Here is a 25,892-nt window from a genome sequence, read left to right as displayed (position 1 = left end):
GGGTGACCGGCGTCCGGTGGTTCCGGGCGGCGTCATTTTATGGCCCGCAGTGCGGGTGTGTCAGAAACGGGCGCTGTCCAGATAGGCGCGGGTGTGCGCTGTGTCCTGAATGCGGGTTTCGTTCACGGGCGGTTCGGCTGCTTCGGCCTTGCCGCTTATTGTGGCTGCGGCGACAGCAGCAGGGGCTGCAGTACCGGCCAGTTTCAGGAAGTCGCGGCGGGTTGCGCCGGTTTCCTCAGTTTTGCTCATGGGATTCTCCTCTCCCTTGGCAGTTATGGTACCCAGGCGGGCACCGGTGTGTGGCGGTTCAGTCCGCCGTCATCCGAAAGCCGTCGCGCTCAATCTCCATGAACACCCGGCCGGCAGCGCCGACCGAGGCATAGAGCACCGAGTGTTCGGCGGCTTCGAGATCTGAATAAAAGTGTCCGGCCCAGGGGCCGATGTGTTTGTTAAAGAACGCTTTTTGATCCTCGAGCGAGGCAGGCGTACCAAAGCGACCGACGATGAGCCCGGCCATCATCTCCATCAGCGAGGCGATGTTGTCTTCAGGCTCATAGACATTGGGCGCGCGGGTGATCGCGCGAACGGCCATGTCGTTGCGGAGCTGCGCCAGAGGTTTCTCGTTGAGAAATCCGGTGAGGTAATAGCTGGCATAAGGCAGCAGCTCACCGCGTCCCAGACCAATGAAAAGTGCATTGAATTCGCGCTCGGAGGCGGCGGGTTTGGTGACGCGGGCCACACGGGAGAGCGCCGTGATCGCCTGGCCAAGGTCGGTGTTGTCCCCTGCAAGACCCGCGATCTGGTCCAGCAGCATCTGATCCGGTGGACCGGCCAGGATCAGCCCGAGGAAATTGTAGAAATCGGCGCGCAGCCGGTCTTCCTCGGTGACTGTGATATCTGGCTGCTGGGCTGTGACCATGGGTTATCCTTCGAATTCGAACCGCATGCGACGCGGTGTTGGGGAGTGCACAGGGAGGGCGGGCTCTTCGCCGACCCCTGACGGGGTCGCCTCATCGCCCGCGTCGGATGCTGGCGCATCCTCTTCCAGCGCCGCCAGCGGTGTGGGATCGTCTGGGTCGGGGAGGCTGGGAGCGGTGTCGTCGTCGAGGTCTTCGGCGGTGGGGTCTTGTTCTTCGGGATCTTCGTCTGCCTTGGCCAGCGCCTCGACATGGGCCAGCATGCCCTTGCCGACCTGATAGGCGGTTTGCAGGTTTTCGACCACACACGCCGCATCAGTGTAGTCCTCGCCGTAATCCACGAGCCCGTCGACATTGGCCAGCACCGGGTTGAGCCGCCACAGCCTGCGCAGCGCACGACGGCGAAGACGATCAGGCACGGCTTTTGCCATGAAGCCCGTGACATCATCGCCCATTTTAAGGGTGTCCGGATCGGGGAGGTTCAACTCGGTCAGGATTTCAGCGTCGCTGCGCTCATCCGTATCCAGTTCCGCGTCTTCCTGTTGCAAGGCCAAGGCGACCTCTTCCGCTTCTGCCTCGGCCTGAACGGCAGCTTTGCGCTTGCTCCAGAAATCGCGGGATTGGGTCATTGCACGACCCTCCTTGGTGCCCTGTAGACATCTGATGTTTGCCGGATCCTTGGATCGCCCTTGCCATCTTCGGTCAAGTCAACGCGTGACTTGTCGCGGCGGCGTTTGACGAAATGCTCGGGTTGGAAATGCTCTTGCGTGAAATCCCGGACCCAGGCGATCAAGCCCGGTGTCATGGGGATTTTCTCGACGATGTCTTCGCCTGTGTCTGCGTAATCCTGCCCCTCGAACGGGGAGGCGGTCACAAGGACAGCCTCGAGCGGTGGGTCGCCATCGCGTTCCTCGCGCAGCACCAAATAGATCGAGGGCAGGCTGTCTGCCAGATTGGCAACATAGGCCTCGGCCTCGGCCGCCCAGAGAACAAGAGGAAGGGTGGCGGCGTGGTAGTCCACGACCGCCCCCTCGCGGCGCACCTCGACCCAATCCGCAGGGCCTGCACCTGGAAGCACCGCAACAGCCTTCCACGTCCATTTGGCCCAGCGGGTTACGCCGGGTGATTTCCGGACGACCACGCCCAGAGGCATTTCTATGTGAATAGCGGCCTGCGCCACGATCTCCTCCCCGAAAGGCTCTCCCCTTCCTTCCGTAGGAGGAACTATAAACGGAACAGGCAGTCTGCCAAGCCCTGCGGTGGGCAAACTGTTCATTTAGTTGTTACATTTTTTGGAGCAATGGCGGAATGCTGTATCGCCTGTCGTCACGACCTAGGACGTGTGGCGTGCAGGGAAAGGGAGGGCGCGAAAACGTGATCCAGTTTTGGCGCGGGGTTTACCCATGCACCGTCCTGCGCCTAGGTTGTGGTCAGGAGAGAAACGGGCCGCCCAGGGTGGTCCGAGGGGAGAATATGGTCAAGTCATTGATTCTATGCGACTGCGCCGGGTCACAACATCTGGATGTGTCGGCGATCGAGGCAGGGTGCGGGTTGAGTTGCAGCAAGGTTCACACCGCCCTGTGTACCACTGAATTGTCGGCGGTCGAGGCAGCTTTGAGCGAAGGGGAGGTGCTGATCGCCTGCCAGCAAGAGCGCGCGACGTTTGAAGCCTTGGCCGAGGACATGGAAGTTGACCTGCCCGGATTTGTCGATCTGCGGGACCGTGCCGGATGGGGCGAGGGGGACGCTGGACCCAAGATGGCGGCGCTTGCGGCCGAGGCGATGTTGCCGACACCGGAAACGCCTGCAGTGGATGTGATCAGCGAAGGTGTGTGTTTCGTTATCGGAGCAGGTGAGGTTGTTGAACCGTTGGCTTCAAAGCTGGGGTCTGTCCTTGCTGTAACCGCTTTGATCACGGATGAGGCCGAGGTGATGCCGTCCGAAGGGTTTGATGTGATCCGAGGGCAGGTGCGGCAGGTGCGCGGGGCATTGGGCGGCTTCGAGGTCCGCATAGACCGCCTTCAGATGCTGGAACCTGCGGGGCGTGGGGCGCAGCTTTGGTCCGATGCTAAGGATGGCGCGCGCTCGGCCTGTGACATCGTGATTGACCTGACTGGCGGGGTGCCCTTTGTGCCTGCACCAGAAAAGCGCGAGGGGTATTTGCGTGCCGATCCGCGTGATCCGGTGGCGGTGGCCGATCTGGCGTTTGAGGCGGTGCAGATGACCGGCACCTTTGAAAAACCGCTCTATGTACAGGTTGAGGAAACGCTTTGCGCCCATTCCCGTGCCGAGCAGGTGGGATGTTCGAACTGTCTGGAGATCTGCCCGACCGGGGCGATCACGTCTGCGGGCGATCATGTTGAAATTGACCCGATGGTCTGCGCCGGATGTGGGGCCTGCGCGGCGCTGTGTCCGTCCACTGCGATCACCTATCAGGATCCGGCCGTCAGCTTTGTACTGGCACGGATGCAAATGTTGGCACGGAGCTATCGCAAGGCTGGAGGCGCAGCACCGCGCCTGTTGGTGCATGATGTGCATGGGGCGGAAATGATCCGGCTGGCAGCGCGCTTTGGCCGTGGATTGCCTGCGGATGTCATCCCGATGGAATTGCAGGTGATTTCCGGATTTGGCCATGCCGAGATGCTGGCTGGCCTGGCGCATGGGTTTGCACAGGTTCACCTGTTGTTGGCCCCAACCACCGAACGGGACGCACTGGATCGCGAGTTGGTTCTGGCCGAGGCAATCGGCGGAACGGGCAAGCTGGGACTGATCGACGTTACAGATCCTGATGCGCTGTCTGACCTGCTTTATGAGGCCGAAGTGCCCGTGCCCTTGGGTGATCCGGTGCTGCCGATGGGCAACCGGCGTCAGATCGCGCGTCTGGCGGCGCAGGCGCTTAACCCGGGCGGGTCGACGCTGCCGTTACCCACAGGCGCGCCTTATGGCGCTGTTGAGGTGAACACCGACAGCTGTACGCTTTGTCTGAGCTGTGTATCACTGTGCCCGTCTGGCGCCTTGATCGACAACCCCGATATGCCGCAGCTGAACTTTCAAGAGGACGCCTGTCTGCAATGTGGCATGTGCCAAACGATCTGTCCCGAGCAGGCGATCACTCTGGTGCCGCAGCTTGACCTGAGCGATGGCGCCCTTAGCCAGCGAGTGTTGAACGAGGAAGAGCCGTTTGCCTGCGTCGAATGCGGGGCGCTTTTTGGGGTGAAATCCACCATCGAGCGGGTGATGGACAAGCTGGTGGGCGTTAATCCGATGTTTGCCACCTCAGATCAGGCGAAGGTGATGCAGATGTGTGACGATTGCCGGGTCGAGGCGCAGTTTCACAGTGAAAACAATCCCTTTCAGGCTGCTCCTAAACCGCGTGTCGTGCGGACCGAGGACTACTTCAGCAAGCGCAAGGATCACTGAAGTTGCAGCGGTGCCCCCAGATCGGCCGCAGGCACAGCGGCCACAAACGCCAGGATTGCGTCCAGATCATCAAGCGTGATCTCCACCGGCACGATGGGCGGAGGGCGCTCGGGGCTGAAGGGGTCTGTGACGTCCTCCACTTGTGTGAATGCGCCGTGGGGTTTGAGGACATAGAACTGCTGAAACCGGTCCGACCAGTCCGGGAAGGCGCGCAACACCGCAAAGGAAGGCGTCGAGCCCAGTCCGCTCATCCGGTTGCGGGGGCCCACCACATGGCAGCGTCCGCAATGGGTCAACGCAAGATCTGCGCCAAGGGATGCGTCACCATCAAAATCGGGGGCCTCTTCAATCTCGACGATTTCGAAATTGGCGGTAAAGGGATTGGCCCCGTCGATCTGAAAGCTCTCTATGGTCCGCTTGCCGATGTCCGACAACATCCATTCGCGAAAGCGCTGCGGCCTGGGCTGGTCCGGCGCGCGCAGGTAATAAGTGACCTCTTCGAATTGAAACACCGGATCTCCGGTTGCGCTGTCCGTGATTTCCAGCACTCCGTCAGTTTCCGCCACCTGAACGCGCACTCCGGTCTTGAGAGAGAAGCGCGGAAGGATATGTTTCAGCAAACCAGATCGTGCCACTTTGTCCGGCGCAGTCAGTCCAAGCGCCTCTTGGCTCCAAGAGGGGCTGGCGGTCAGGACAATGCTCAGGCACAAAAGGACAAAGCGCATGGTGCAAGCCTAGGGCGGCAAGGTATGATGCGTCAAATACAGGAAATGAATGAACGGAGACCCATGCGATGAGCGGCGATTACAACATGTCCATGCGCAAGTTCCTGAAACAGGTTGGTGTGACCAGCCAGCAGGCCATCGAAGAGGGGCTGCGCAAGGCAGGCGCGCCGAGCGGCGGCAGCTTTGAAGCCAAGGTGGTGCTGACCGTCGATGGACTTGAGGTCGAGCATGTGGTCACAGGTCAGATCAAGGATGGCGACGCATGAGCCTGCGCGACGCGGTTCTGGCGAACCTGAAGAAAATCACTGACCCGGTCAGCGGGAAGGACATCGTGAGCGCGGGCGTCATGCGCGCGCTGAACGTCGAGGGCGACACCGTGCGTTTTGTCATCGAGGTGGACCCAAAGCTGGCAGAGCGGATGGAGCCGGTGCGCGCTGCCGCCGAGCAGGCGGCGCAGATGGTGGATGGCGTCAACAAGGTCACGGCGATGCTGACCGCGCATTCGGAAAAGGCACCGCCGGATCTGAAACCCAAACCCAAACCTTCGGAAACCGGCCCGGCGCCGGTTGCGGGTGTTGATCGCATCGTGGCCATTGCCAGCGGCAAGGGCGGCGTGGGCAAATCCACCGTCTCGGCCAACCTGGCCTGCGCTTTGGCTGCCGAAGGCCGCCGGGTGGGGTTGCTCGACGCTGACGTCTATGGACCATCGCAACCGCGCATGCTGGGCGTCTCGGGTCGTCCTGCCAGCCCGGATGGCAAGACCATTCTGCCGCTGCGCAATCATGGCGTCACCATGATGTCCATGGGACTGATGACCAATGAGGGTCAAGCGGTTGTCTGGCGTGGTCCGATGCTGATGGGTGCGTTGCAGCAGATGATGAACCAGGTGCAGTGGGGTGCATTGGATGTGCTGATCGTCGATTTGCCACCCGGCACCGGTGACGTGCAGCTGACACTGACGCAAAAGTTTGCGCTGGACGGGGCCATCGTGGTCTCGACTCCGCAGGACGTCGCTCTGATCGATGCGCGCAAGGGCATCGACATGTTCCGCCAGACCAAGACGCCGATCCTGGGCATGATCGAAAATATGTCGACGCACATCTGCTCGAACTGCGGCCACGAAGAGCACATCTTTGGTCATGGTGGTGTGGCGACTGAGGCTGAAAAGCTGGGTGTGCCGTTGATTGGCGAGATCCCCTTGCACCTGGACGTGCGCCTTGCAGCTGACAGCGGTGCTCCGATTGTGGTCGCCAAGCCCGACAGCCCGCAGGCCGAGGCGTTCCGCGCCATTGCCCGCGACATGATCGCCAAGGGGCAGGCCTGATGACACCCAGCTTTCCGCCACTGATGCAGGGACACCCCGCAAGTGGCGGAGAGGATCCTTTTGACAAGGCGCAGGCGCTTGCGGCGCTGGGCTGCGATGGCGGTAGCGTCGTGCATTCGGTGCAAGCCGACCGTCTGCGCGCGGCCCTGGTCTTTGCCCCCGAAGTGGCACTGGAACAGGCCATGGTCATGCTGCCGCTCTGCGCCGTGGGGTTCCAGAACGCCCTTGGCGCGCTTGCCCCGCCCGAGGTTGCGGTGCATCTGGGCTGGGACGGTGTGATCCGTGTCAACGGAGCACGCTGTGGGCGGTTACGGATTGCGGCATCGACCAAAGCGCCGGAACAGCTGCCGGATTGGCTGGTGGTCGGGATCGACATCACAATCCTGCAAACCGGCGAAGACCCCGGTGCAAACCCCGATGTCACCGCGCTTTATGACGAGGGCTGCGCCGAGGTGGAGCCGCTGGCCTTGCTGGAAAGCTGGGCGCGGCACACGCTGGTTTGGATCAACCGCTGGGACGCCGAAGGCAACGCGCCGTTGCACGCCGAGTGGATGGGGCTGGTGCAAGGTGTGGGAGAGCCCGTGCAACGCGCTGGGCACGAGGGTACCTTTCTGGGTGTCGATGAAGATTTCGGAATGCTGGTGCGCGAAGGGGAGGCGACCTCGCTCATCCCGCTGAGCTCGCTGTTGGAGGATGAGACATGAAACTGGCCAGAGCCATCCATTTCGACGACAGTGACAGGAATGTTTTTCATTCCCCGGCTCGCACGGGGGAACTGTGTATTTCCGGGGGCTTTGAGTTCTCCAACTGGTCCGACGGGGATCTGGAAGGCAAATCCCGGCAGGCGTTTTCGAACGGCTGGCTGGGGCTTGAGACCTTTGGCCGGGTGACTTTTGTGGCCGTGACCCAGATCGAACCGTCGGAACGCGACGCCGCAGAACAGGCGCTGGCGCAGCATTTCGTGGATCTTTATGGTGCACCTTCGGTCGAGGCGGCCCTGTCAGTGGCGCAAGAAGAGATCGATCAGATGGTGGATCTGTGCGACGAACATGACGCCAACACGTTGCTGACTGTGGCGCGCGAGTTGGACGAGGGTGGCGTGCGTGAGGCGTATCGGGTGATCGAACCGCAAGAGGCCGAACTGGATCTGCTGGCGGTGCATGTCACTGACGATTAGGGACAGGAGGACGCCGACATCGATCAGGCCCCGGAGGCGATCATGTCCCTTATCTTTGTCGCCTTTTCAAAATGGTCCAGTTTGTGAGTCTTGATCCACCATTCCGCCGCTTCCATCAGCAGGTCTGGATCATCATTCTTGTTGGCAAAAAACGCGTAGAAAGACAGACCGACGCCCTCTCCCTTCTTGGAGATCTTTTCGTTGCAGATTGCGACGGCTTTTTCTCTCAATGTTGATCTCATTTCGAGTGCTGTCCCTTTGTGCTGCCATAGTGCCTGGAACATAAGGCGAACAAATGGACGGCGCAACTTGCTGTTGGTGGCAATCAGCCGCGCGGTGCAAAATCGCCGTACTGCCCGCGTTTGAAGATCAGCCCGCGACCGGGGCGATGCATCGCTGCATCCACCTGACCCACTATGATCGAATGATCGCCGGCGTCATGCACCGCGTGCTGGCTGCATTCGAACCGCGCCAGGCACCCGCTCAGCAAAGGGGCGCCCATTTGGCTTTGCGTCCAATCCGCGACCGAGAAATCGGCGCCATCCATGGCAAAACCCTTGGCGACGCTGTGCTGATCCTCGGCCATGACATGGATGACGTAGTGCTGGGCGCCCATGAATTCGGCGTATCGGGTCGAGGTCTTTGCTGGGCACCACAACACCAAAGCAGGATCCAGCGACACCGAGGTAAAGGAGTTGACCGTGATTGCCATCGGCCCTTGCGGCGACATGGTGGTCACAACGGTCACGCCAGTACCGAAACAGCCAAGCGCCTCGCGGAAGGCCAGCGTGGTGTCGGGGCCGGGGGTGAAATGGGTTTCGGTCATCGCGCGCCTGTCCTGATGGTCTTGGCCCACGTGCCACGAGCCGCGCGCCTTGTCCACGGTTTAGTTCAAGTCCTGCAACAGGCGACCATGTTTTTTGGTTTCAGTCACAACTTCACCAAAAGTGCGAACCCCGCGCGCCTCGAGCATGGGGATCATGCAGGCCAGCACCTGTGCCGTGGCGCGGGCGTCCCCTAGGGCCGTGTGTCGGTCGCGGTCCTCAATCACGATGCCCAACCGATCACAGATCGCATCCAACGTGTGGGTCTCGCTGGCACCAAAGAGTACGGCGGACAAGAGCACGGTATCCAGAACCGGGTGATCCCATTCCACCCCACAGGCCTCGGCCTGCCTGCGTAGAAAGGCCAGGTCAAAGGGCGCATTGTGGGCGACCAGAACCGCACCGCTGGCAAAGCCGTGGAACCCGCGCGCTGCCTCGACCACATCGGGCGCACCTGCGACCATCGCATCGGTGATCCCGTGCACCGCGCTCGAGGTCGTGGGGATTGGGCGTTGGGGGTCAACCAGCGTGTCAAAGGCTTCGCCCTCGACAATCCTGCCGCGCACCATCCGCAAGGCCCCGATCTGCACGATGTCATCCTTATGCGGCAGCAGTCCGGTGGTTTCGGTGTCAAACACCGCATAGGTCAGTTCAGACAAGGGCGTGTCTTCGGTCCGGGCCTGGCCTGCGGTATCCAAAAGATTGAAGTCATAGACCAGCGGGCGGGGCTGCTCGGTTGACAGGGTGGTTTCGGTTTCTTCAAAGGACAGCAGATATCCCGGCGCACCGTCCAGCGGCCGCATCAGGGCCGGGCAGCTCAACCCGCCATGGAGGCTGGTCAGGACACATTGAACCGGCAACCCGGTCCGGTTTACCTGGGCACGGGCCTGATCCAAGACCTCTGGTTCAAAGTAGTCGGTCAGGGGCGCATTCAGTCGCGGCTGTGCGATCCGCGCCAACAGGTCCGCCGATTGCCCGTCATAGAGCACGATATTCAGATCGGCGCTCAGCACGGTCATCGCCACGGGGATATCCGTCAACAACGCGGTCAGTTGATCCCGTTCTGCCGCCAGCTGCGCCGTATGATCTGCAAGATTTGCGGCCAGATCCTGCGCCGCGCTGCCTGCACGATCCGCAAGACCCGCAGCGGCCGGCGCAAGATCGCCAAGATAGCGGGCCAGCTCGGGATCGATGTCCGTATCCGCATCCGAATGGGCGCGCACCCGCATGAGCGCGGCCACTTTTTCGATGGGTTTGGCGACGTTTTCGTCAAAGAGCAGCCAAATGCCCGCGCTCAAGGCCAATAGGCCAAAGCTCGCCAAGATCGCGGCAAAGGTGAACCCGCCAGCCACCCCGACGTCGGCGGTGCGTTGCAGGCCCATGTAGAGAGAGATCAGCAGGACCGTCACGCTGCCAAGGGCAATCAGGCAGAAAAACAGGAAGATCCGCAGGCGCAGGCTCAGATTCGCGAGCATCACTACACCCCGCAAACCGCCGCAACAACGCTGTCGTCCGGGGACACCGAAATCCAGGACGCGCCACTGACGTTTCCATCGGAGTCAAATTCTACGCCATCGGCCAGATTTGCGCGACGTGATCCGGCGCAATCAACGGCCACTGGCAGTTTCGACACTGGCGCCCACCGACCCATGAAATACAGCTCGGCCAGGCGTTGATCGGGTCGCGTGCCGTGGGTCTGGATCGAGGCTGTGTCAACAGCGGCAAAACGGTCTACGAAGGGCACGACATAGGTCCAGGGGCGATACATGGCGCGGTTCTCGACGGTTTCTATCACCTCGAATTCTGCTGGCAGAGAGGCGCGCGTGCGCTCGTACCAGCCATATTCGCTGGCAATTGTCACCGCGATCATGGCTGCCCCTGCAACCACCGGCGTCAGCCAGCGGGGCAGGCCCGGCACCCAACGCCCTACCAACATCATGACGCCTGCGGCGGCGAGACCGGCAAATACCGTTGCGATCAACTCCAGAAACATTGCCTATTCTCCAGATCCAGTTTTCATTTCGTTCCAAATTCGGTCGCCGAAGGCGTTCAGCGCTCTCATCCCAGCATGCCCTTGCCGTGACCCACCGCCGATTGCATCGTCTTTACCACGACAAAGGCGTCGCGCAGATGACTTCGCTCAAAGTCCGACAAATCGGTGGGGGCCAAATAGTTGTCGGGTGCCAGGCCCGCCTTGATCCGCGTCACCTGATGCTCCAGGCGAGTTTCGGCGATCAGGTCATAGGCGTCCAGCAAGTCACGCGCACCTGACGGGCTGAGCACGCCAGTTTCTTGCGCCGCGTGCAGCCGCGCGCGGGTGCCTGCCACCGTCAACTGTCCCTGCAACGCATAGATACGCCCCAGATCGACCACCGGCACCACGCCGTTGTGTTTCAGATCCAATGTGTTGCGATGCTCGCCCGAGCGGATGGTGGCAAACCCGCGCAGCAGGCCAAGGGGTGGCGTATGTTTGAGTGAATTCGAGATCATATGGGCGACAAAGATCGAGTTGGAACTGGCTGCCTTCAGCGTCTTTTCTTGCAGATCTGCAAACAGATCAAAGCTGCCGCCAATGGGGCGCAGGTCAAACATAACGCTCGCCAGCATCTGCGCTTCGGGGTTGGGTTTGGTGATCCAGCCCTCGAAATATTCGCGCCACACGTGCACCGGCTGACACCAACGCGGGTTCGTGGCCATCATGTCGCCGGGGCAGTAGAAGTATCCGCAGGTGTCCAGCCCGTCGCTGACGAACTTTGCCAAGTCCGCGAAGTAAGGCATGTCGGCGTCTGTCACCGCATCGTCCAGCATCAGGCAATTGTCCTGATCGCTGACGCCGGTCTGTTCTTGCCGCCCCTGACTGCCACAGGCCAGCCACAGATAGGGCACCGGAGCCGGTCCCAGCTTGGCCTCGGCCAAGGCCAGAAGGCGGCGGGTGGCGGTGTCGGCGATGTCGGTGATCAGGCGCGTCACCACCTCGTGCCGGTTGCCGCTGGCCACCAGCTGCACCAGCAACTGCGGGATTTCGGCGGTGACCTTGGCCATCTCCTCTGCCGTGGTCGCTTTGGCGATCTGGCTGACCAATTCAGCGGAACTCACAGCCTGATAGCGGGTCAGGTCGGTTTGGGTGACGATGCCCACGACGCGGTCACCTTGGGTGATCGGGATATGGCCTATGTGATGCTCCATCATCGCGTGCAGCACGTCCGAGCCGATGGCCGATGGCGAGAGTGTCAGGGGACCCTCGGTCATGATCTGCGCCACAGGGGTGGTGGCGGGCAGGGCCTGGGCCACCACTTTGCCCGACAGGTCGCGGGTGGTCAGGATGCCGCGCAGCGCGCCATCTTGCGTTACGCAGAGCGAAGAAATCCGGCGCTCGCGCATCAGCTGTGCAGCGGCCTGGACGGTGTCGTCCGGCGAACAGGTGGTCGGATCATGCGCCATCAACGTGTCGACGGAACTGGTCGCGAGCGTCTCTTGTTGGGTACGCGGCGTGCGGGCGCGGTTGAAGAACTTCGCGACCACCTCATGCCGGGCGATGAGATCGGAAAAGAGCGCCGACGGCAGAACCAGCAGAACGGAATGGGCATCTGCGCGGGCGCTGGTCACGGCCTTGCCATCGCGCAACAAGCCCCGCTCGCCAAAGGAATTGCGCAGGCCAAGATGAGAGACCACGACGCCGTTTTCATCCGTGACCTCGATCTGTCCCTCGTAGACGATGAAGAGGCCGGGCAGGGCCTCACCCAAGTCATAAACGGCAAAGTCGCGCTCGACCTCCCACACGTCCAGCTGCGGCGCGATGGTGTCGAGCTCGGCAACCGGCAGCGCGTCATAGGGGTGTACGGACTTCAGGAAACGGGTGATCTGCGCATATGTCAGGGGCATGGGACATCAGCCTGCGATAAAAGGAAAAAAGCCCCGCCCGGTAAAACGCCGGGCGGGACCATGGTCAGTTGAAGCAGACCCCAATCGGGAGGGAACAGGGTCTGCGGCACATATCAGTGATCCTGAGCTGCGCCTGCGCCACGGGGAATGCGGACGCTTTCGACCAGGTCTTTGATCTCCTGCGGGGTCTCTTTGGTCATGCCGGAGACGACATAGGCGACCCCGAAGTTGACCGCTGCACCGATAGCGCCGAACGAGGTCGACTTGACGGTGCCCAACAGCGGGTCCGCGTCGGTGAACGAGTTGGTGCCCGGGATGAACAGCCAGCCCTTGTGCAGGAAGATGTAAACCAGTGTGACGATCAGACCGGCCAGCATGCCAGCCACGGCACCGGTGTTGTTAACGCGGGTCGAGAAGATCCCCATCATCAACGCCGGGAAGATCGAGGCAGCAGCCAGACCAAAGGCCAGAGCAACCGTTTGCGCGGCAAAGCCCGGAGGGTTCAGACCCAGATAGGTTGCCACCGCAATGGCCACGGCCATGGCGATACGGGCCGACAGCAGCTCGTTCTTTTCGCTGATCTGCGGGTTGATTGCACCCTTGATCAGGTCGTGGGACACAGCCGACGAGATGGCCAGCAACAGGCCCGCAGCGGTCGAGAGAGCAGCCGCAAGACCACCAGCAGCAACCAGACCGATCACCCAACCCGGCAGGTTGGCAATCTCGGGGTTGGCCAGAACCAGGATGTCACGGTTGAACTTGGTCAGTTCGTTGCCTTCCCAGCCGTTTTCGGCGGCTTTGGCCTGCATCGATTCAGATTTGTCGTTGTAGTACTGAATCTTGCCGTCGCCGTTCTTGTCTTCCCAATCCAGCAGACCGGTTTTCTGCCAGGTCGCCATCCAGTCATAGCGCGGATCACTTTCGATCTGCTCGACGGTGACAGCCTCGGCGTTCGTCCCATTCGGCCACATCATGTCGGTGATGTTCAGACGTGCCATGGCACCCACAGCAGGCGCGGTCAGATACAGCAGGGCGATGAACACCAGGGTCCAGCCAGCCGACCAACGGGCGTCAGCAACACGCGGCACGGTAAAGAAGCGCATGATCACGTGGGGCAGACCCGCAGTACCGATCATCAGCGACAAGGTGAAGAGCACCATGTTGAAGGTGTCGGCGTGGTGTGCAGTGTATTCTTTGAACCCAAGCTCGGTCACCACCGCGTCCAGTTTCGCCAGCAGCGGCTCACCCGAAGCAGCGTGATCACCGAACAGGCCCAGGGCCGGGATCGGGTTGCCTGTCAGCTGCAGCGAGATAAAGATCGCCGGGATGGTGTAGGCGGTGATCAGAACGCAGTACTGAGCAACCTGGGTGTAGGTCACACCCTTCATGCCGCCAAACACGGCGTAGGCAAAGACCACACAGGCGCCGATCAGCAGACCAGCAGTGTTCGAAACCTCAAGGAAACGACCAAAGGCCACGCCCACGCCGGTCATCTGACCGATAACATAGGTGGTCGATGCAACGATCAGACAGATCACGGCCACGATGCGGGCGGTCTGGCTGTAGAAACGGTCGCCGATGAATTCCGACACGGTGAACTTGCCGAACTTGCGCAGATACGGTGCAAGCAGCAGCGCCAGCAGCACGTAGCCACCGGTCCAACCCATCAGGAACGAGGAGTTGTCGTAGCCGGTAAAGGCAATCAGGCCCGCCATCGAGATGAACGAGGCCGCCGACATCCAGTCAGCAGCAGTCGCCATACCGTTGGTGACCGGGTGAACGCCGCGGCCGGCGGCGTAGAACTCTGATGTGGACCCGGCGCGGGCCCAGATCGCGATGCCGATGTAAAGCGCGAAAGAGGCGCCCACAAACAGCAGGTTAATGGTAAACTGATCCATCTGCCTTATTCCTCAACGCCAAATTCTTTGTCGAGTTTGTTCATGCGCCAGGCGTAGAAAAAGATCAGGGCCAGGAACACCAGGATCGAGCCTTGCTGGGCGAACCAGAAGCCAAGATCGGTGCCACCGACGCTGATGCCTGAGAGCATGGGGCGCAGCAGGATGCCGAACCCGAACGATACGACAGCCCAGATTACCAGGCTGACGAGGATGATCCGCACGTTGGCCTGCCAATAGCCTTTGTCGCTTTCAGCAGTTTGTGCGGAGGTTGTTGTTTGATCCGCCATGAGCGCGGTCCTCCTTGGTTTCCTCCTGATCTGCCCGATTGCGGAGCGGACAAACCTTCTCTGTTTGCCCGCGCTCGTATTTGAAACGCGGGCATGCCTCCTCTGGTCCGCCAGGGCGGGTCCATCGGATCTTGCTGGTTTTGGAAACCCAAGGCCCCCTTAAGGGATAGGGGGGAGCGGGGGGCCTTGGGGTCCGGTTACGTCATCGCTGACGCAACAATCTCGTTCAAACCTTGGGCGATCTCGTCGATGTCGCCCATGCCGTTCACGGACTGCAACGCACCCTTGGCGTGGTAGTATCCGATCAGTGGCGAGGTCTTCTTGTAGTATTCCATCAGCCGGATTTTCAGGCTTTCGGCGTTGTCATCGGCGCGAACGGGTTGACCAGCGGCCTTTGCCTGTTCCGCGCGACCGACGATGCGGTCGACAAGGATTTCGTCATTCACCTGCAGCTCGATCACGGCATCCAGGTTTTGGCCTGTCTTTTTCAGCAGCGCCTCTAGCGCGTCGGCCTGGGCCAGCGTGCGAGGGAAGCCGTCAAAGATGAAACCGGTAGCGTCCGATCCTGTCAGCTTTTCTTCGATCAACCCGATGACGATCTCGTCCGTCACCAGATCACCGCGCGCCATGACCTCGGCCACGCGCTTGCCCATTTCCGAGCCGCTATCCTTGGCCTCGCGCAGCATGTCGCCGGTGCTCAGCTGCACCATACCGAGCTTTTCCACCAGGATCTGCGCCTGCGTGCCCTTGCCGACCCCGGGGGGGCCGAGAAGGATGACATTGGCAGTTCGCGCTAGGGTATCGGTTGTCATCAACTTACCCTCACGCGCCTGCACGATTGGCGATCAGATCGTCCACAACCGACGGATCGGCCAGGGTCGAGGTGTCGCCAAGCGAGCCAAAATCGTTTTCGGCGATCTTGCGCAGGATGCGGCGCATGATCTTGCCCGAGCGGGTTTTCGGCAGGCCAGGGGCCCACTGGATGACGTCAGGGGATGCAATCGGGCCAATCTCGGTGCGGACCCAGGTCCGCAGCTCTTTCAGCAGCTCATCCGACGGCTCGCGGTCATTCATCAGGGTGACATAGCAATAGATGCCCTGACCCTTGATCTCGTGCGGATAGCCGACCACGGCGGCCTCGGCCACAGCGGCATGAGCCACCAGTGCGCTTTCGACCTCGGCCGTGCCCATGCGGTGGCCGGACACGTTGATCACGTCATCGACGCGGCCGGTGATCCAGTAATCGCCATCGGCGTCGCGCTTGCAGCCGTCACCGGTGAAGTAATAGCCTTTGTAATCCGCAAAATACGTCTTCTGGAAGCGCTCGTGATCGCCCCAGACGGTGCGCATCTGACCGGGCCAGCTGTCCTTGATGCACAGCACGCCCTCGACGTCGTTGCCGCTGATCTCGACACCCGACTGCGGGTCCAGAACAACCGGCTCGATGCCAAAGAATGGCTTCATCGCCGAGCCGGGCTTCATCGCGTGGGCGCCGGGCAGGGGGGTCATCAAGTGACCGCCAGTTTCGGTCTGCCACCAAGTGTCAACGATCGGGCAGCGACCGCCGCCAACAACCTCGTTGTACCAGTTCCAGGCCTCGGGGTTGATCGGCTCACCCACAGTGCCGAGCGTCCGCAAATCGCTCAGGTCGCATTTTTCGACCCATTCGTTGCCCTGACCCATCAACGCGCGCAGAGCGGTGGGGGCGGTGTAGAATTGGTTCACCTTGTGCTTTTCACACACCTGCCAGAAACGGCTGGCGTCGGGATATGTCGGTACACCTTCGAACATCAGCGTAGTCGCGCCATTGGCCAGCGGGCCATAGACGATATAGCTGTGGCCGGTGACCCAGCCCACGTCAGCGGTACACCAGTAGATGTCGCCGTCATGATAGTCGAACGTCACCTCATGCGTCATCGCCGCATAGACCAGATAGCCGCCGGTTGTGTGCACCACGCCCTTGGGCTGACCGGTGGAGCCGGAGGTGTAGAGGATGAACAGCGGGTCTTCGGCGTTCATCTCGGCCGGGGCGCAGTAGTCGGACGCTTCCAGAGCCATTTCGTTGTAGTCAAAGTCGCGGCCGTCGATCCAGGTGGTTTGACCACCGGTGCGCTTGACCACCAGGCATTTCACGCTGTCCTTGCAATGCAGCAGGGCCGCGTCGGCGTTTGATTTCAGCGGCGTCTTGCGACCACCGCGCGGGGCCTCGTCCGCGGTGATGACAACCTTGGCGTCACAACCGTTCACACGGGCTGCCAGCGCGTCGGGGGAGAAACCGGCAAAAACGATGGAGTGGATCGCACCGATACGGGCACAGGCCAGCATGGCATAGGCGGCTTCGGGGATCATCGGGAGGTAGATGACAACCCGGTCGCCTTTGCGCACGCCCAGTTCTTCAAGAACATTGGCCATGCGGCACACGTCGCGGTGCAGCTCTCTATAAGTGATGTGCTTCGCGGGATCAGTCGGCTCATCGGGTTCCCAGATGATTGCGGTCTGCTCGCCGCGGGTCTCCAGATGACGGTCGATGCAGTTGGCCGAAACGTTCAGCGCGCCATCCGCAAACCAGTTGATCGAGACCTCGCCAAAGTTGTAGTTGACATCTTTGACCTGCGAAAACGGCTTGATCCAGTCGACGCGCTTGCCTTGCTCAGCCCAAAACCCTTCGGGATCGGCGATCGAGGCTGCATACATCTCTTCATATTTCGCGGCGTCCACGTGGGCCCGCGCAACGGTTTCTGCAGATGGGGGAAAGACCGTTGCTTCGGTCTGGGCTGCGGTTGTCATATGAGGCTCCTCCCTCGACTTAACTGTTCAGAGACCGTTTTCACCCGAAGTGCAGGTTTTGTCGATCTGGTTCCATCCCTGCGTAAATAATAGTCAGAGCTGAAAATAAGGGAATAACTTACGGTAATCTAACGATTAGCTTGTAAAGTCGTTTCTTGAATGTGTGTGGGTTTTGTAAATTTTATGATCCGTTGCCTGTGAAAGATGATAATTTTCAGCGGCTTCCATGTTAACAGGCATTTACCCAAATTGGGTATCACTTGGGGCAAGCCATCGGACGTTGGGTCACTTTGCCTCTAATTTCGGTGTGACATATTGTTTCGGTCAGCCTTGGCTGTGCGCAAAAATGCTGCGCGTGCGTCTCTCAGACGACTCGGATTGGTCGGGGGATGGTTCAGGACTTGGCAGGCTTGTGTGTTGGCGCTAGCTTTACCCCCAAGCGCCCTCCGATGAGGGGGCGCATGAAAGGGAGAGACTTTTATGAACAAGATGTTGACGGGTGCAGTGGCCGCTGCTGCCAGCTTTGCTTTTGTGTCCGAAGCCATGGCGACCGAATGGAATGTGTCGCTGTGGGGCAAACGCCGCGCGTTTACCGAACATGTCGAGAAACTAGCCGAACTGGTTGACGAAAAGACCGGTGGCGGGTTCACGCTGAACATCAGCTATGGTGGCTTGTCCAAGAACAAGGAAAACCTGGACGGCATCTCCATCGGTGCCTTCGAGATGGCACAGTTCTGCGCGGGTTACCATCGCGACAAGAACCGAGCGATCACCGTGCTGGAGCTGCCTTTCCTGGGTGTGAACACTCTGGACGAAGAGGTGGCCGTCAGCCATGCGGTGTATGATCACCCTGCTGTGCAGGAAGAGATGGCACAATGGAATGCGCGCATCATCATGACCTCGCCAATGCCGCAGTACAACCTTGTTGGCACCGGCGAGCCGCGTGATGAACTGGCCGAGTTCAAGGACATGCGCGTCCGTGCAACCGGTGGCATCGGTCAGGCCTTCTCGGCTGTTGGTGGTGTTCCGACTTCGGTGACCGCGACCGAAGCGTACAACGCGATGGAATCGGGTGTTGTCGACACCGTGGCCTTTGCCCAGCACGCGCATTTGGCGTTTGGCACGATCAACCGCGCTGATTGGTGGACCGCGAACCTGAACCCCGGCACGGTGAACTGCCCGGTGGTGGTGAACATCGACGCCTATGAGGCGCTGAGCCCCGAGCACCGCGAAGCACTCGACAGCTCGATTGACGAGGCCATCGGTCACTATCTGGCCAACTACGGCGCCCTGCTGGAAAAGTGGGACAGCGTCCTGGCCGAAAAGAACGTGACAAAGGTCGAACTGGCTGAAAGCGAGCTGGATGCTTTCCGCAAGGCGGCTGCTGACCCGATCCGCGAAAAGTGGATTGCTGACATGACCGCCCAGGGCCTGCCTGCGCAGGATCTCTATGATCTGGTCATGAGCACGCTGAAAGCGCAGCGCGGCGGCAACTAAAGTACTCGGGCCGGGCGGCAGATACGCCCGGCCTTTTTCCTGAAATACTCCCCACCGACAAAAAGGAGTTCTGCCATGGCAGGACAAGCCTCGGTATTAGAGGATCTCAGCCTGCTCAGCAGGTTGGATCGGTCGCTTTTGACGATCGAGCGGTTTCTGGCATTGCTCAGCGGGTTGGCTGTTTTCAGCTTGATGGTGCTGGCAGTGGTGTCGGTCGGGGGGCGCAACGCATTCAATGCACCGCTGCCCGGCTATGTGGATTGGATCGAACAGGCGATGCCGCTGATTGCCTTTATGGGCATCGCTTACGTACAGCGCGATGGCGGCCACATCCGTATGGATCTGGTGGTCAGCAAGCTGTCCGGGCGCGCGCTGTGGTTCTTTGAGCTTTTGTCCGTGACGCTGATCCTGCTGTTGATGATGGCACTGGTCTGGGGCAGCTGGGAGCATTTCCTGCGCGCCTTCGATTTCAATGCACCACTGTGGAGTCGCGACAGCTCTATCGACATCGGCATCCCGATCTGGCCCGCCAAATTATTGGCCCCGGTGGCGTTCGCGGTGCTGTGTTTGCGGTTGATGTTGCAGATCTGGGGTTATGGCCGCGCGTTGGTCTTGGGGCTGGAAAGCCCCGTCGCAGTGCCCTTGATCCAGGATACGGCGGCCCAAGCTGCCGCCGAGGCCGAGCAGCTTGAGGGGCACGACAATGGATAGCATTGATATCGGCCTTTGGGTCACCGGCGGCCTGCTGCTGATGGTTGTTCTGGGTATGCGCGTGGCCTTTGCCGCGGGTATGGCGGGGCTGGTTGGCCTGATCTGGATATTCTGGGCCAAATTCGGCTATGAGCCGGACAAGTTTGGCAAGGCGCTGACCGTCTCGGTCAAAATCGCGGGGCAGGTGCCCCATTCCAAGGTGTCGAGCCAGGCGCTCAGCCTGATCCCCACCTTCATCTTGATCGGTTATCTCGCCTACTACGCGGGCCTGACAAAGGCGCTGTTCGAGGCTGCCAAACGCTGGATTGCCTGGTTGCCCGGTGGGTTGGCCGTATCGACGGTTTTTGCCACTGCAGGGTTCGCAGCCGTGTCAGGGGCCTCTGTGGCGACATCTGCCGTCTTTGCCCGCATTGCCATCCCTGAGATGTTGGCGATTGGCTACAACAAACGCTTTGCCGCGGGTGTTGTGGCGGCAGGGGGCACGCTGGCCTCGCTGATCCCGCCATCGGCCATCCTGGTGATTTATGCCATCATCGTAGAACAAGACGTGGGCAAACTGCTGCTCGCAGGCTTCATCCCCGGCGCTTTCTCGGCAATTATTTACGGTCTTTTGATCGTGGGTATCGCCGTGATCTTCAAAAACGTGGGTCCGCCTGTGACCGGTTTTACCTGGCGCGAACGCTTTGCTTCGCTGCCGGGCGCATTGCCAATCGTCTTTGTCGTCGTGATCATCATCTGCTTTGTCTACAACCCCTTTGGCGGCGACGCCTGGGGGACGCCCACCGAGGGCGGGGCTTTGGGCGCGTTTGTCGTGTTCTGCATGGCTGTGCTGCGGGGCATGAAATGGGCCGAGTTCAAATCGGCGCTTTTGGAAACTGCCAAGCTGACTGTGATGATCTTCACCATCATCTGGGGCGTCCTGATTTACGTGCGGTTCCTCGGCTTTGCAGATTTGCCCGGCGCATTTTCCGATTGGATCACCGCGCTGGAAATGTCACCCATGCTGATCCTTGTCTGCATCCTGCTGGCCTATGCGGTGCTCGGGATGTTCATGGATGCCATTGGTATGCTGTTGTTGACGCTGCCCGTTGTCTATCCGGCGGTCATGGCGTTGAACGGTGGCGAAAGTGTTGCTGCTGCCGACAGTGCGTTTGGGATGAGCGGTCCCATGTGTGCGATCTGGTTCGGGATCCTGGTGGTCAAGATGGCCGAATTCTGTCTGATCACACCGCCCATCGGCCTTAACTGCTTTGTGGTGGCAGGCGTGCGTCCGGATCTGAGCGTGCAGGATGTGTTCCGTGGCGTGATGCCGTTCTTTGTGGCGGATGCCATCACGATTGCACTGCTGGTCGCGTTTCCGGCAATTGTCCTATATTTGCCGTCTTTGGCGCAATAGAGGCGAAATAACGGGATTGCCTGATTTGGGCATTCCCGCTTAGGATGCATTCAAAATTTCCGTTGTTTTGAGTTTGTTTGATGCCAGAATTTTCAGGTCCAGGTGTTTACGTCGAAGAATTGCAAGGCGACGCACCGTCCATCGTGATGTGTGGGACGTCTGTGACTGTTTTGATCGGTCATCTGCCGGTGTCTGATCTGCCGAGCGAGACCCTGTTGCCTGTACTTTCGAACGGCAGCTCGGATCTGCAATATTCAGACTGGCCGGATTGTGTTCTGAAGCGGGCGGTTCACGGGTTTGTCCAAAACGGTGGTCGTGATCTTTATGTGCTGGGTGTGCCGGCCAATGACACCAAGATTGAAACCGAGCCTTTGGAATTGCTGGACCGAAACTTGGACATCCATCTGGTTGCCGCGCCGGGTTTCGTGGATGCGCAAAGCCATGCCGCCCTGATCGATCATTGCGAAACGCATGAAAATCGTTTCGCTGTTCTGGATGGACCGGCTCAGGTGTCGAATGCCTCGGATTTTGCCGGCATCCCATTGGCGCGTACCGGGAAGGCCGCCATGTATCTGCCCTGGTTCCTGGCCGGAAACAAAGACGCCCCGACAGAGCCGACGCCGCCGTCGGGGCATGTATGCGGGGTCTTTGCGCGCGTCGCTCACGACCGCGGCGTGTGGAAAGCCCCTGCCAACGAGCGGGTGATTGATGCCCATGTTCTGACCCAGGATCTGACTGATGCCGACCAAGAAGGGTTGAATGCGGCCAACGTCAATGCCCTGCGCCAGATCAAGGGCCGGGGCATTCGCATTTGGGGTGCGCGCACCCGTGCGCCAAACGGACACGAAATGCGCTATGTGTCCGAACGCCGTCTGATGAGCATGGTGGAACAGTCGCTCTTGCGCGGCATTGAATGGGTCGCCTTCGAACCGAACGAGCCGCCCACCTGGACCCGCGTTCGCGCGCAAGTGTCTGCTTTCCTGACCGCGATCTGGCGCAGCGGAGCGCTTGTCGGAGAGACAGTGGAACAGTCATACTTTGTCCGCTGCGGGCCCGAAACGATGACGCAGTCCGACTTGGACCAGGGTAGATTGGTGTGCGAGGTGGGGGTCAGCACCTTACGCCCGGCCGAGTTTTCAATTCTGCGAATTGAGTTTCAGACGGCGCTCCCGAACCCGGAAGCGCCATCCGAGTGATCAGGTCACACCCGTCTCACGCATTTGCGGCAGCAGGAAGGGGACGCCTTTGCCAGGGGCGCGGCTGACGTCGATGGAACAGCCATAAACGTCTTCCAGCAGACCCCGGGTGATGGTGTCGACGGGCGATCCGCTGGCGGCGATGCGGCCCTTGTGCATGACGGTGACCTTGTCAGCAAACATTGCCGTCAGGTTCAGGTCGTGCATGACCACCACCACGCCACCGCCCGCAAGGGCAAAGTCGCGTGCCACGTCGAGCACGGTGAACTGATGCGCGATGTCCAGGCTTGCCACCGGCTCATCCAGAAACAGCCAGCGTGGTTGCCCGTCATCTGCCGGTTCCCAAACCTGCGCCAGCACACGCGCAAGCTGCACACGCTGCTGTTCACCGCCCGAAAGGTCGGAATAGAACCGCGGTCCGAACCCTGCCAGATCAACGCGGGCAAGGGCGCGCGCGGGCAGGGTAGGGTCCTCGCCTGACAGACCTCCCATTTGACCCATGCGCACGATCTCGGTCACAGTATAGGGAAAGGCCACCGTCGCCGCCTGGGGCAGGACCGCCCGCAGCGGTGCCAGCTGCCAAGGTTTCAACGCGCGCACGTCCTGACCGTTCAGGGTGATCTGGCCGGTGTAGTCGTGCTCGCCTGTCATCGCCTTGAGCAGCGTCGACTTGCCCGAGCCGTTGGGGCCGATGATTGCGGTGACCTTGCCCGGCTCGGCGCGAAAATTCACCCCGTGCAGGATGTCCTTGCGCCCGATTTTGACGCGGATGTCTTTGGCTTGCATCTTTACATCCCCAACTGGCCAAAGCGGCGTAACAGAATCCACAGAAAAACGGGCGCGCCCAAAATGGCCGTGACGATCCCGATGGGCAGTTCCGCCGGAGCCACGATGACACGGCTGATCATGTCGGCCCCCAGCAACAGGCTAGCCCCCAGAAGGGCCGCGTTTGGCAGCAGCCGGTGGTGATCCGGCCCGGTAGACAAGCGCAGCAGATGTGGCACCACGATGCCGACAAATCCGATCCCGCCCGAAATGGCGACGGCGGCTCCGGTGGCAGCAGCCACCGACAAGATGGCGATGTTCTTGGTGCGCTGCACGTTGATGCCGATGTGGTGGGCCACGGCCTCTCCCATCGACAGGCCGTTGAGGCCACGCGCGATAAAGACCGAGGCGAGTCCGGCCAGAGCCATGATCGGGGCTGCCGTGGCAATTTTGGTCCAGGTGGCCGCAGCCAACGAGCCCATGCCCCAGAAGGTCAGATCTCGCAATTGCTGATCATCGGCCATGAAGACCAGAATGCCGCCCAAAGCACCGGTCATGGCGCCAAGCGCAATGCCCGCCAGCAGCATGGTCGCCACCGATGTCTGTCCGTGCCGTGTCGACACGCGATAAAGCAGGAGCGTCGAGATCCAGCTGCCCAGAAACGCCGCGATGGCGGTCAGCCAGCTGCCCGCCCAGGCCAGCACGGCCACGGGGAGCATGCTGCCCAACACGATCGAGACGATGGCACCAAAGCCCGCACCGGCGCTGACACCGACGATGCCGGGATCGGCCAGCGGATTGCGGAAGAGGCCTTGCATCATCACACCCGACAGTGCCAGTGCGCCGCCGACCATGATGCCCATGACCATGCGGGGCAGGCGGATGTCCACCAGCACCACCCGGTCCAGTGTGCTGAGCGCGTTGCCCTGCGCCAGATCTGACAGCGCCCGCCACAAGGAGGCCTCGGAGGCGCCAACCGCAAGGCTGCCCAGGCTGACCGCGATCAGCAAGGCGCCCAAAACCCAGGTCATCCGGCGGGCCAGGTCCCGCCGGTCAACCTCGACCACGGCCGTGTGATCGGCCAGGGCTGTCACGAGTCTGTTCCCTGTTGCAGGGCCTGGGACAGCTCGGTGATGACGCTGGCCGTGCGCGGACCAAAGCCCAGCAGATGTAGCCCGTCCATGCGCACGATGCGCCCGTGCTGACCGGCCGGTGTCAGTGCGATGGCGGGCATCGACAGCAGCTCTTCGATGGCCGCGCCATGATCACCACCGCGGGCCATCATCAGGATCACGTCCGGGGCGGCCAGGCTGACCGCCTCGGGCGACATTTCCTTCCAGCTTTCGAACTCGGTCACTGCGTTGACACCACCCGCCAGACGTATGATGCCATCCGCGCTGGTGCCGGTCCCGGACGCGGTGATCTTGCCGCCGCGCGTCGACAGGATGAACAACACCCGCTGCGGATCAGAGATCGAGGCATCAATGGCGGCGGCATGGGCCTTGTCGATCTCGGCCCCTACCTGTGCGGCCAGTTCATCAGCGGCAGCCTCTTGTTCCAGAGCGGCCCCCACAGCGCGGATTTTTTCCACGATACCATCGCGGGTATACTCGTCAGCAATTTCAATCATTTCAACATTGGCATTGCGCAAAACGTCGATGGTTTCGGGCGGGCCAGAGCCTTCGACCGAAATGATCAGATCTGGAGAGACCGACAGCACGCCCTCGGGCGCAAGCGCCCGCATATAGCCGATGTCGGGCAGCTCGTTTGCGGCCACCGGATAGGTCGAGGTGCGGTCGCGCCCCACCAGACGGTCCTCTTGCCCAAGGGCATAGACAATCTCGGTCACGGCTCCGCCGATCGAGATGATCCGGCTGGCCCGGTCTTCGGCGGCAACGGTGGTGGCAGCCAGCACAAGTGCCGCCGTTGTCAAAAGCGTGCGCATCAGGCGGTTTCCTTGTGCTTGGCTGATTTGAGCCCTTCAACGATTGTGCCCCATTCCGGCCGACTGTCGCGGGCCTCAGTCCGGCGACCAAAGACATGGAAGATCAACCCGCCCTCGGCATCAAAGGCCTCGACCGATACGGCGGGGCCGCGTTGGGTGGGTTTGGTGACGGCCCAGACCTCGGCGATGTGATCGCTGCGCAGGTGCAGGTTGAACCGTGGGTCCAGCACGTTCTGCCAGGGGCCCATGGATTTCAGTGTCTCGATAGGGCCGCCGTGAATTTCGATGCAGCCCTGGTTGCCGACAAAGACCATGACTTCGATCCCCTGATCGCGGACGGCTTCCAGCATGGTGTCGATCTCAGCAGGTTCAATCAGGCGCGCCAGAGGCTCACCGGCAATGCGATAGGCGCCCAGACGGTTCATCTTGAGCTTTGACGTCAGCCGCAGGAACTGATGCGTGTCCGTCATCTTGGCCCACTCAGCGCGCAGAATGTCGGCCTTGTCGGCGTTGGCCTTGGGGGCCTCGACCGGCTTGCGGGGGTCGACCTCCAAGGTTTGTGGCTGGTGGTCGAGGCGCAGATCACGCACCAGGGCGTTCCAATGGGCAAGGTCCGATCCGTCACGCAGGAAAATCTTGTGCACGGCGTCGCCGGCGGCGTCAAAGATCTGCAGCGAGCGGCGAATTGTGCGGTCCGTGGTGCGTTCAACAGCAAAGGCCGACACCCAGTGAGAGGGGAACATGCGCAGGTCGATGTCGGCGGTCAGCACCATCGAGGCATGTTTGCCCGCGTGGTAGTTTACATACTGCCCTACCTTTTCGATCACGCAAGAGCGGTTGCGGGTCAGGGCCATGACCTCTCCCAACCCCTGCAGGCGCGGAAAGATGTCGTTCAGGTCAGCCGAGATACGGGTGACGTCTATGCCCACATGGGCGGCGACCAGTTGGGCTTCGGTGATTCCCAGCTTGTCGGCCAGATCGCGGTCGCGCAGCGAGAGGTTGTCCTGACGCGCGGCCAGGATATCGCGCGGGGACAGGGCAGGGGCCTGTTCGGTCATGTGTGTTCCAGTTCTGTTTGGCGGTGAGGCAGCTGGCGGCACACGACGGCCCCGGGGCGGGCAAGGCGGCTGGCGGTTCGTTC

At 61.0% G+C, this 25,892-nt stretch carries 27 protein-coding genes; 9 read left to right on the top strand and 18 right to left on the bottom strand.

All coding sequences use genetic code 11. The annotated features are described in order from the left end of the window. Positions 1 to 60: 60 nt before the first annotated feature. From TRM7615_RS21160 to TRM7615_RS21145, 4 genes are read right to left on the bottom strand one after another with little or no spacing between them, the layout of a single operon-like run. Entirely contained in the window at positions 61 to 249 is a 189-nt protein-coding gene (locus tag TRM7615_RS21160) for a ubiquinol-cytochrome c reductase iron-sulfur subunit N-terminal domain-containing protein (protein WP_108791482.1), read from the bottom strand. 58 nt (positions 250 to 307) lie between these two features. Further along, positions 308 to 919: a TorD/DmsD family molecular chaperone gene (locus TRM7615_RS21155; RefSeq protein ID WP_108791480.1), complete on the bottom strand. Its 612-nt coding sequence runs from the start codon at positions 917 to 919 to the stop codon at positions 308 to 310. Between the two features lie 3 nt (positions 920 to 922). Continuing rightward, positions 923 to 1,546: a DUF3306 domain-containing protein gene (locus TRM7615_RS21150; RefSeq protein ID WP_108791478.1), complete on the bottom strand. Its 624-nt coding sequence runs from the start codon at positions 1,544 to 1,546 to the stop codon at positions 923 to 925. Next, entirely contained in the window at positions 1,543 to 2,097 is a 555-nt protein-coding gene (locus TRM7615_RS21145) for a DUF3305 domain-containing protein (RefSeq protein ID WP_108791476.1), read from the bottom strand. The genes TRM7615_RS21150 and TRM7615_RS21145 overlap by 4 nt, the downstream gene beginning before the upstream one ends. A 293-nt stretch (positions 2,098 to 2,390) precedes the next feature. Between TRM7615_RS21145 and TRM7615_RS21140 the strand changes: the two genes are divergently transcribed. Continuing rightward, positions 2,391 to 4,337, top strand: a complete 1,947-nt coding sequence (locus TRM7615_RS21140) for a 4Fe-4S binding protein (RefSeq protein WP_108791474.1) — start codon at positions 2,391 to 2,393, stop codon at positions 4,335 to 4,337. Here TRM7615_RS21140 and TRM7615_RS21135 read toward each other — a convergent pair. Further along, the gene (locus TRM7615_RS21135; RefSeq protein ID WP_108791472.1) at positions 4,331 to 5,062 is read right to left on the bottom strand and encodes a cytochrome c family protein; all 732 of its coding nucleotides are present in this window, start codon (positions 5,060 to 5,062) and stop codon (positions 4,331 to 4,333) included. The genes TRM7615_RS21140 and TRM7615_RS21135 overlap by 7 nt on opposite strands. 68 nt (positions 5,063 to 5,130) lie before the next feature. Here TRM7615_RS21135 and TRM7615_RS21130 point away from each other — a divergent pair, with 68 nt between their 5' ends. From TRM7615_RS21130 to TRM7615_RS21115, 4 genes are read left to right on the top strand one after another with little or no spacing between them, the layout of a single operon-like run. Beyond that, on the top strand, positions 5,131 to 5,328 hold the full coding sequence (locus TRM7615_RS21130; RefSeq protein ID WP_108791470.1) for a DUF6494 family protein: 198 nt from the start codon (positions 5,131 to 5,133) through the stop codon (positions 5,326 to 5,328). Next, positions 5,325 to 6,386 (top strand): Mrp/NBP35 family ATP-binding protein, encoded by a 1,062-nt coding sequence (locus tag TRM7615_RS21125; RefSeq protein WP_108791468.1) that lies wholly within the window; start codon positions 5,325 to 5,327, stop codon positions 6,384 to 6,386. Before TRM7615_RS21130 ends, TRM7615_RS21125 begins: the two co-directional genes overlap by 4 nt. Beyond that, the gene (locus TRM7615_RS21120) at positions 6,386 to 7,090 is read left to right on the top strand and encodes a biotin/lipoate--protein ligase family protein (RefSeq protein ID WP_370739832.1); all 705 of its coding nucleotides are present in this window, start codon (positions 6,386 to 6,388) and stop codon (positions 7,088 to 7,090) included. Before TRM7615_RS21125 ends, TRM7615_RS21120 begins: the two co-directional genes overlap by 1 nt. Then, positions 7,087 to 7,563 (top strand): DUF6505 family protein, encoded by a 477-nt coding sequence (locus tag TRM7615_RS21115; protein WP_108791464.1) that lies wholly within the window; start codon positions 7,087 to 7,089, stop codon positions 7,561 to 7,563. The genes TRM7615_RS21120 and TRM7615_RS21115 overlap by 4 nt, the downstream gene beginning before the upstream one ends. A 23-nt stretch (positions 7,564 to 7,586) precedes the next feature. Here the strand turns inward: TRM7615_RS21115 and TRM7615_RS21110 are convergent, their stop codons facing one another. From TRM7615_RS21110 to acs, 9 genes are all read right to left on the bottom strand, one after another. Further along, positions 7,587 to 7,847 carry a DUF6500 family protein gene (locus TRM7615_RS21110; protein WP_235824171.1) on the bottom strand — a complete coding sequence of 87 codons (261 nt, stop codon included), beginning with the start codon at positions 7,845 to 7,847 and terminating at the stop codon, positions 7,587 to 7,589. 41 nt (positions 7,848 to 7,888) lie between these two features. Further along, positions 7,889 to 8,389: a flavin reductase family protein gene (locus TRM7615_RS21105; protein WP_108791730.1), complete on the bottom strand. Its 501-nt coding sequence runs from the start codon at positions 8,387 to 8,389 to the stop codon at positions 7,889 to 7,891. Between the two features lie 60 nt (positions 8,390 to 8,449). Further along, on the bottom strand, positions 8,450 to 9,862 hold the full coding sequence (locus TRM7615_RS21100; RefSeq protein WP_108791460.1) for a 3'-5' exonuclease: 1,413 nt from the start codon (positions 9,860 to 9,862) through the stop codon (positions 8,450 to 8,452). Positions 9,863 to 9,864: 2 nt separating this feature from the next. Next, positions 9,865 to 10,380, bottom strand: coding sequence for a hypothetical protein (locus tag TRM7615_RS21095; RefSeq protein WP_108791458.1), 516 nt, complete (start codon positions 10,378 to 10,380; stop codon positions 9,865 to 9,867). A 65-nt stretch (positions 10,381 to 10,445) separates the two neighbouring features. Beyond that, the gene (locus TRM7615_RS21090) at positions 10,446 to 12,269 is read right to left on the bottom strand and encodes a DUF294 nucleotidyltransferase-like domain-containing protein (protein ID WP_108791456.1); all 1,824 of its coding nucleotides are present in this window, start codon (positions 12,267 to 12,269) and stop codon (positions 10,446 to 10,448) included. 113 nt (positions 12,270 to 12,382) lie between these two features. Beyond that, the gene (locus TRM7615_RS21085; protein ID WP_108791454.1) at positions 12,383 to 14,167 is read right to left on the bottom strand and encodes a sodium:solute symporter family protein; all 1,785 of its coding nucleotides are present in this window, start codon (positions 14,165 to 14,167) and stop codon (positions 12,383 to 12,385) included. Positions 14,168 to 14,172: 5 nt separating this feature from the next. Next, the gene (locus TRM7615_RS21080; protein WP_085796004.1) at positions 14,173 to 14,454 is read right to left on the bottom strand and encodes a DUF4212 domain-containing protein; all 282 of its coding nucleotides are present in this window, start codon (positions 14,452 to 14,454) and stop codon (positions 14,173 to 14,175) included. 197 nt (positions 14,455 to 14,651) lie between these two features. After that, positions 14,652 to 15,266, bottom strand: a complete 615-nt coding sequence (locus TRM7615_RS21075) for an adenylate kinase (RefSeq protein ID WP_108791452.1) — start codon at positions 15,264 to 15,266, stop codon at positions 14,652 to 14,654. Positions 15,267 to 15,276: 10 nt separating this feature from the next. Continuing rightward, complete coding sequence (acs, locus tag TRM7615_RS21070) at positions 15,277 to 17,241, bottom strand: acetate--CoA ligase (protein ID WP_108791450.1); 1,965 nt, start codon at positions 17,239 to 17,241, stop codon at positions 15,277 to 15,279. Positions 17,242 to 17,721: 480 nt separating this feature from the next. On the opposite strand from acs, the gene TRM7615_RS21065 reads away from it, so the two are divergent. From TRM7615_RS21065 to TRM7615_RS21050, 4 genes are all read left to right on the top strand, one after another. Further along, positions 17,722 to 18,738, top strand: a complete 1,017-nt coding sequence (locus TRM7615_RS21065; protein WP_108791448.1) for a C4-dicarboxylate TRAP transporter substrate-binding protein — start codon at positions 17,722 to 17,724, stop codon at positions 18,736 to 18,738. Between the two features lie 75 nt (positions 18,739 to 18,813). Continuing rightward, positions 18,814 to 19,449, top strand: coding sequence for a TRAP transporter small permease subunit (locus TRM7615_RS21060; RefSeq protein ID WP_108791446.1), 636 nt, complete (start codon positions 18,814 to 18,816; stop codon positions 19,447 to 19,449). Then, positions 19,442 to 20,845 (top strand): TRAP transporter large permease, encoded by a 1,404-nt coding sequence (locus tag TRM7615_RS21055; protein WP_108791444.1) that lies wholly within the window; start codon positions 19,442 to 19,444, stop codon positions 20,843 to 20,845. The genes TRM7615_RS21060 and TRM7615_RS21055 overlap by 8 nt, the downstream gene beginning before the upstream one ends. A gap of 80 nt (positions 20,846 to 20,925) precedes the next feature. Continuing rightward, a complete protein-coding gene (locus TRM7615_RS21050; RefSeq protein WP_108791442.1) occupies positions 20,926 to 22,041 on the top strand; it encodes a phage tail sheath family protein in 1,116 nt (371 codons plus the stop codon). Here the strand turns inward: TRM7615_RS21050 and TRM7615_RS21045 are convergent, their stop codons facing one another. From TRM7615_RS21045 to TRM7615_RS21030, 4 genes are read right to left on the bottom strand one after another with little or no spacing between them, the layout of a single operon-like run. Continuing rightward, positions 22,042 to 22,827 (bottom strand): heme ABC transporter ATP-binding protein, encoded by a 786-nt coding sequence (locus TRM7615_RS21045; protein ID WP_108791440.1) that lies wholly within the window; start codon positions 22,825 to 22,827, stop codon positions 22,042 to 22,044. Positions 22,828 to 22,829: 2 nt separating this feature from the next. Continuing rightward, complete coding sequence (locus TRM7615_RS21040) at positions 22,830 to 23,837, bottom strand: FecCD family ABC transporter permease (RefSeq protein ID WP_108791728.1); 1,008 nt, start codon at positions 23,835 to 23,837, stop codon at positions 22,830 to 22,832. A 59-nt stretch (positions 23,838 to 23,896) separates the two neighbouring features. Then, entirely contained in the window at positions 23,897 to 24,751 is an 855-nt protein-coding gene (locus TRM7615_RS21035) for a heme/hemin ABC transporter substrate-binding protein (RefSeq protein WP_108791438.1), read from the bottom strand. Beyond that, positions 24,751 to 25,809, bottom strand: a complete 1,059-nt coding sequence (locus tag TRM7615_RS21030; protein WP_108791436.1) for a hemin-degrading factor — start codon at positions 25,807 to 25,809, stop codon at positions 24,751 to 24,753. Before TRM7615_RS21030 ends, TRM7615_RS21035 begins: the two co-directional genes overlap by 1 nt. Positions 25,810 to 25,892: the final 83 nt, after the last annotated feature.

It is taken from the genome of Falsiruegeria mediterranea M17, assembly GCF_900302455.1.
GTDB classification, from domain to species: Bacteria; Pseudomonadota; Alphaproteobacteria; order Rhodobacterales; family Rhodobacteraceae; genus Falsiruegeria; species Falsiruegeria mediterranea.
The sequence above is the reverse complement of the archived record's forward strand: the minus strand, read 5'-3'. Positions and strand labels throughout refer to the sequence as shown.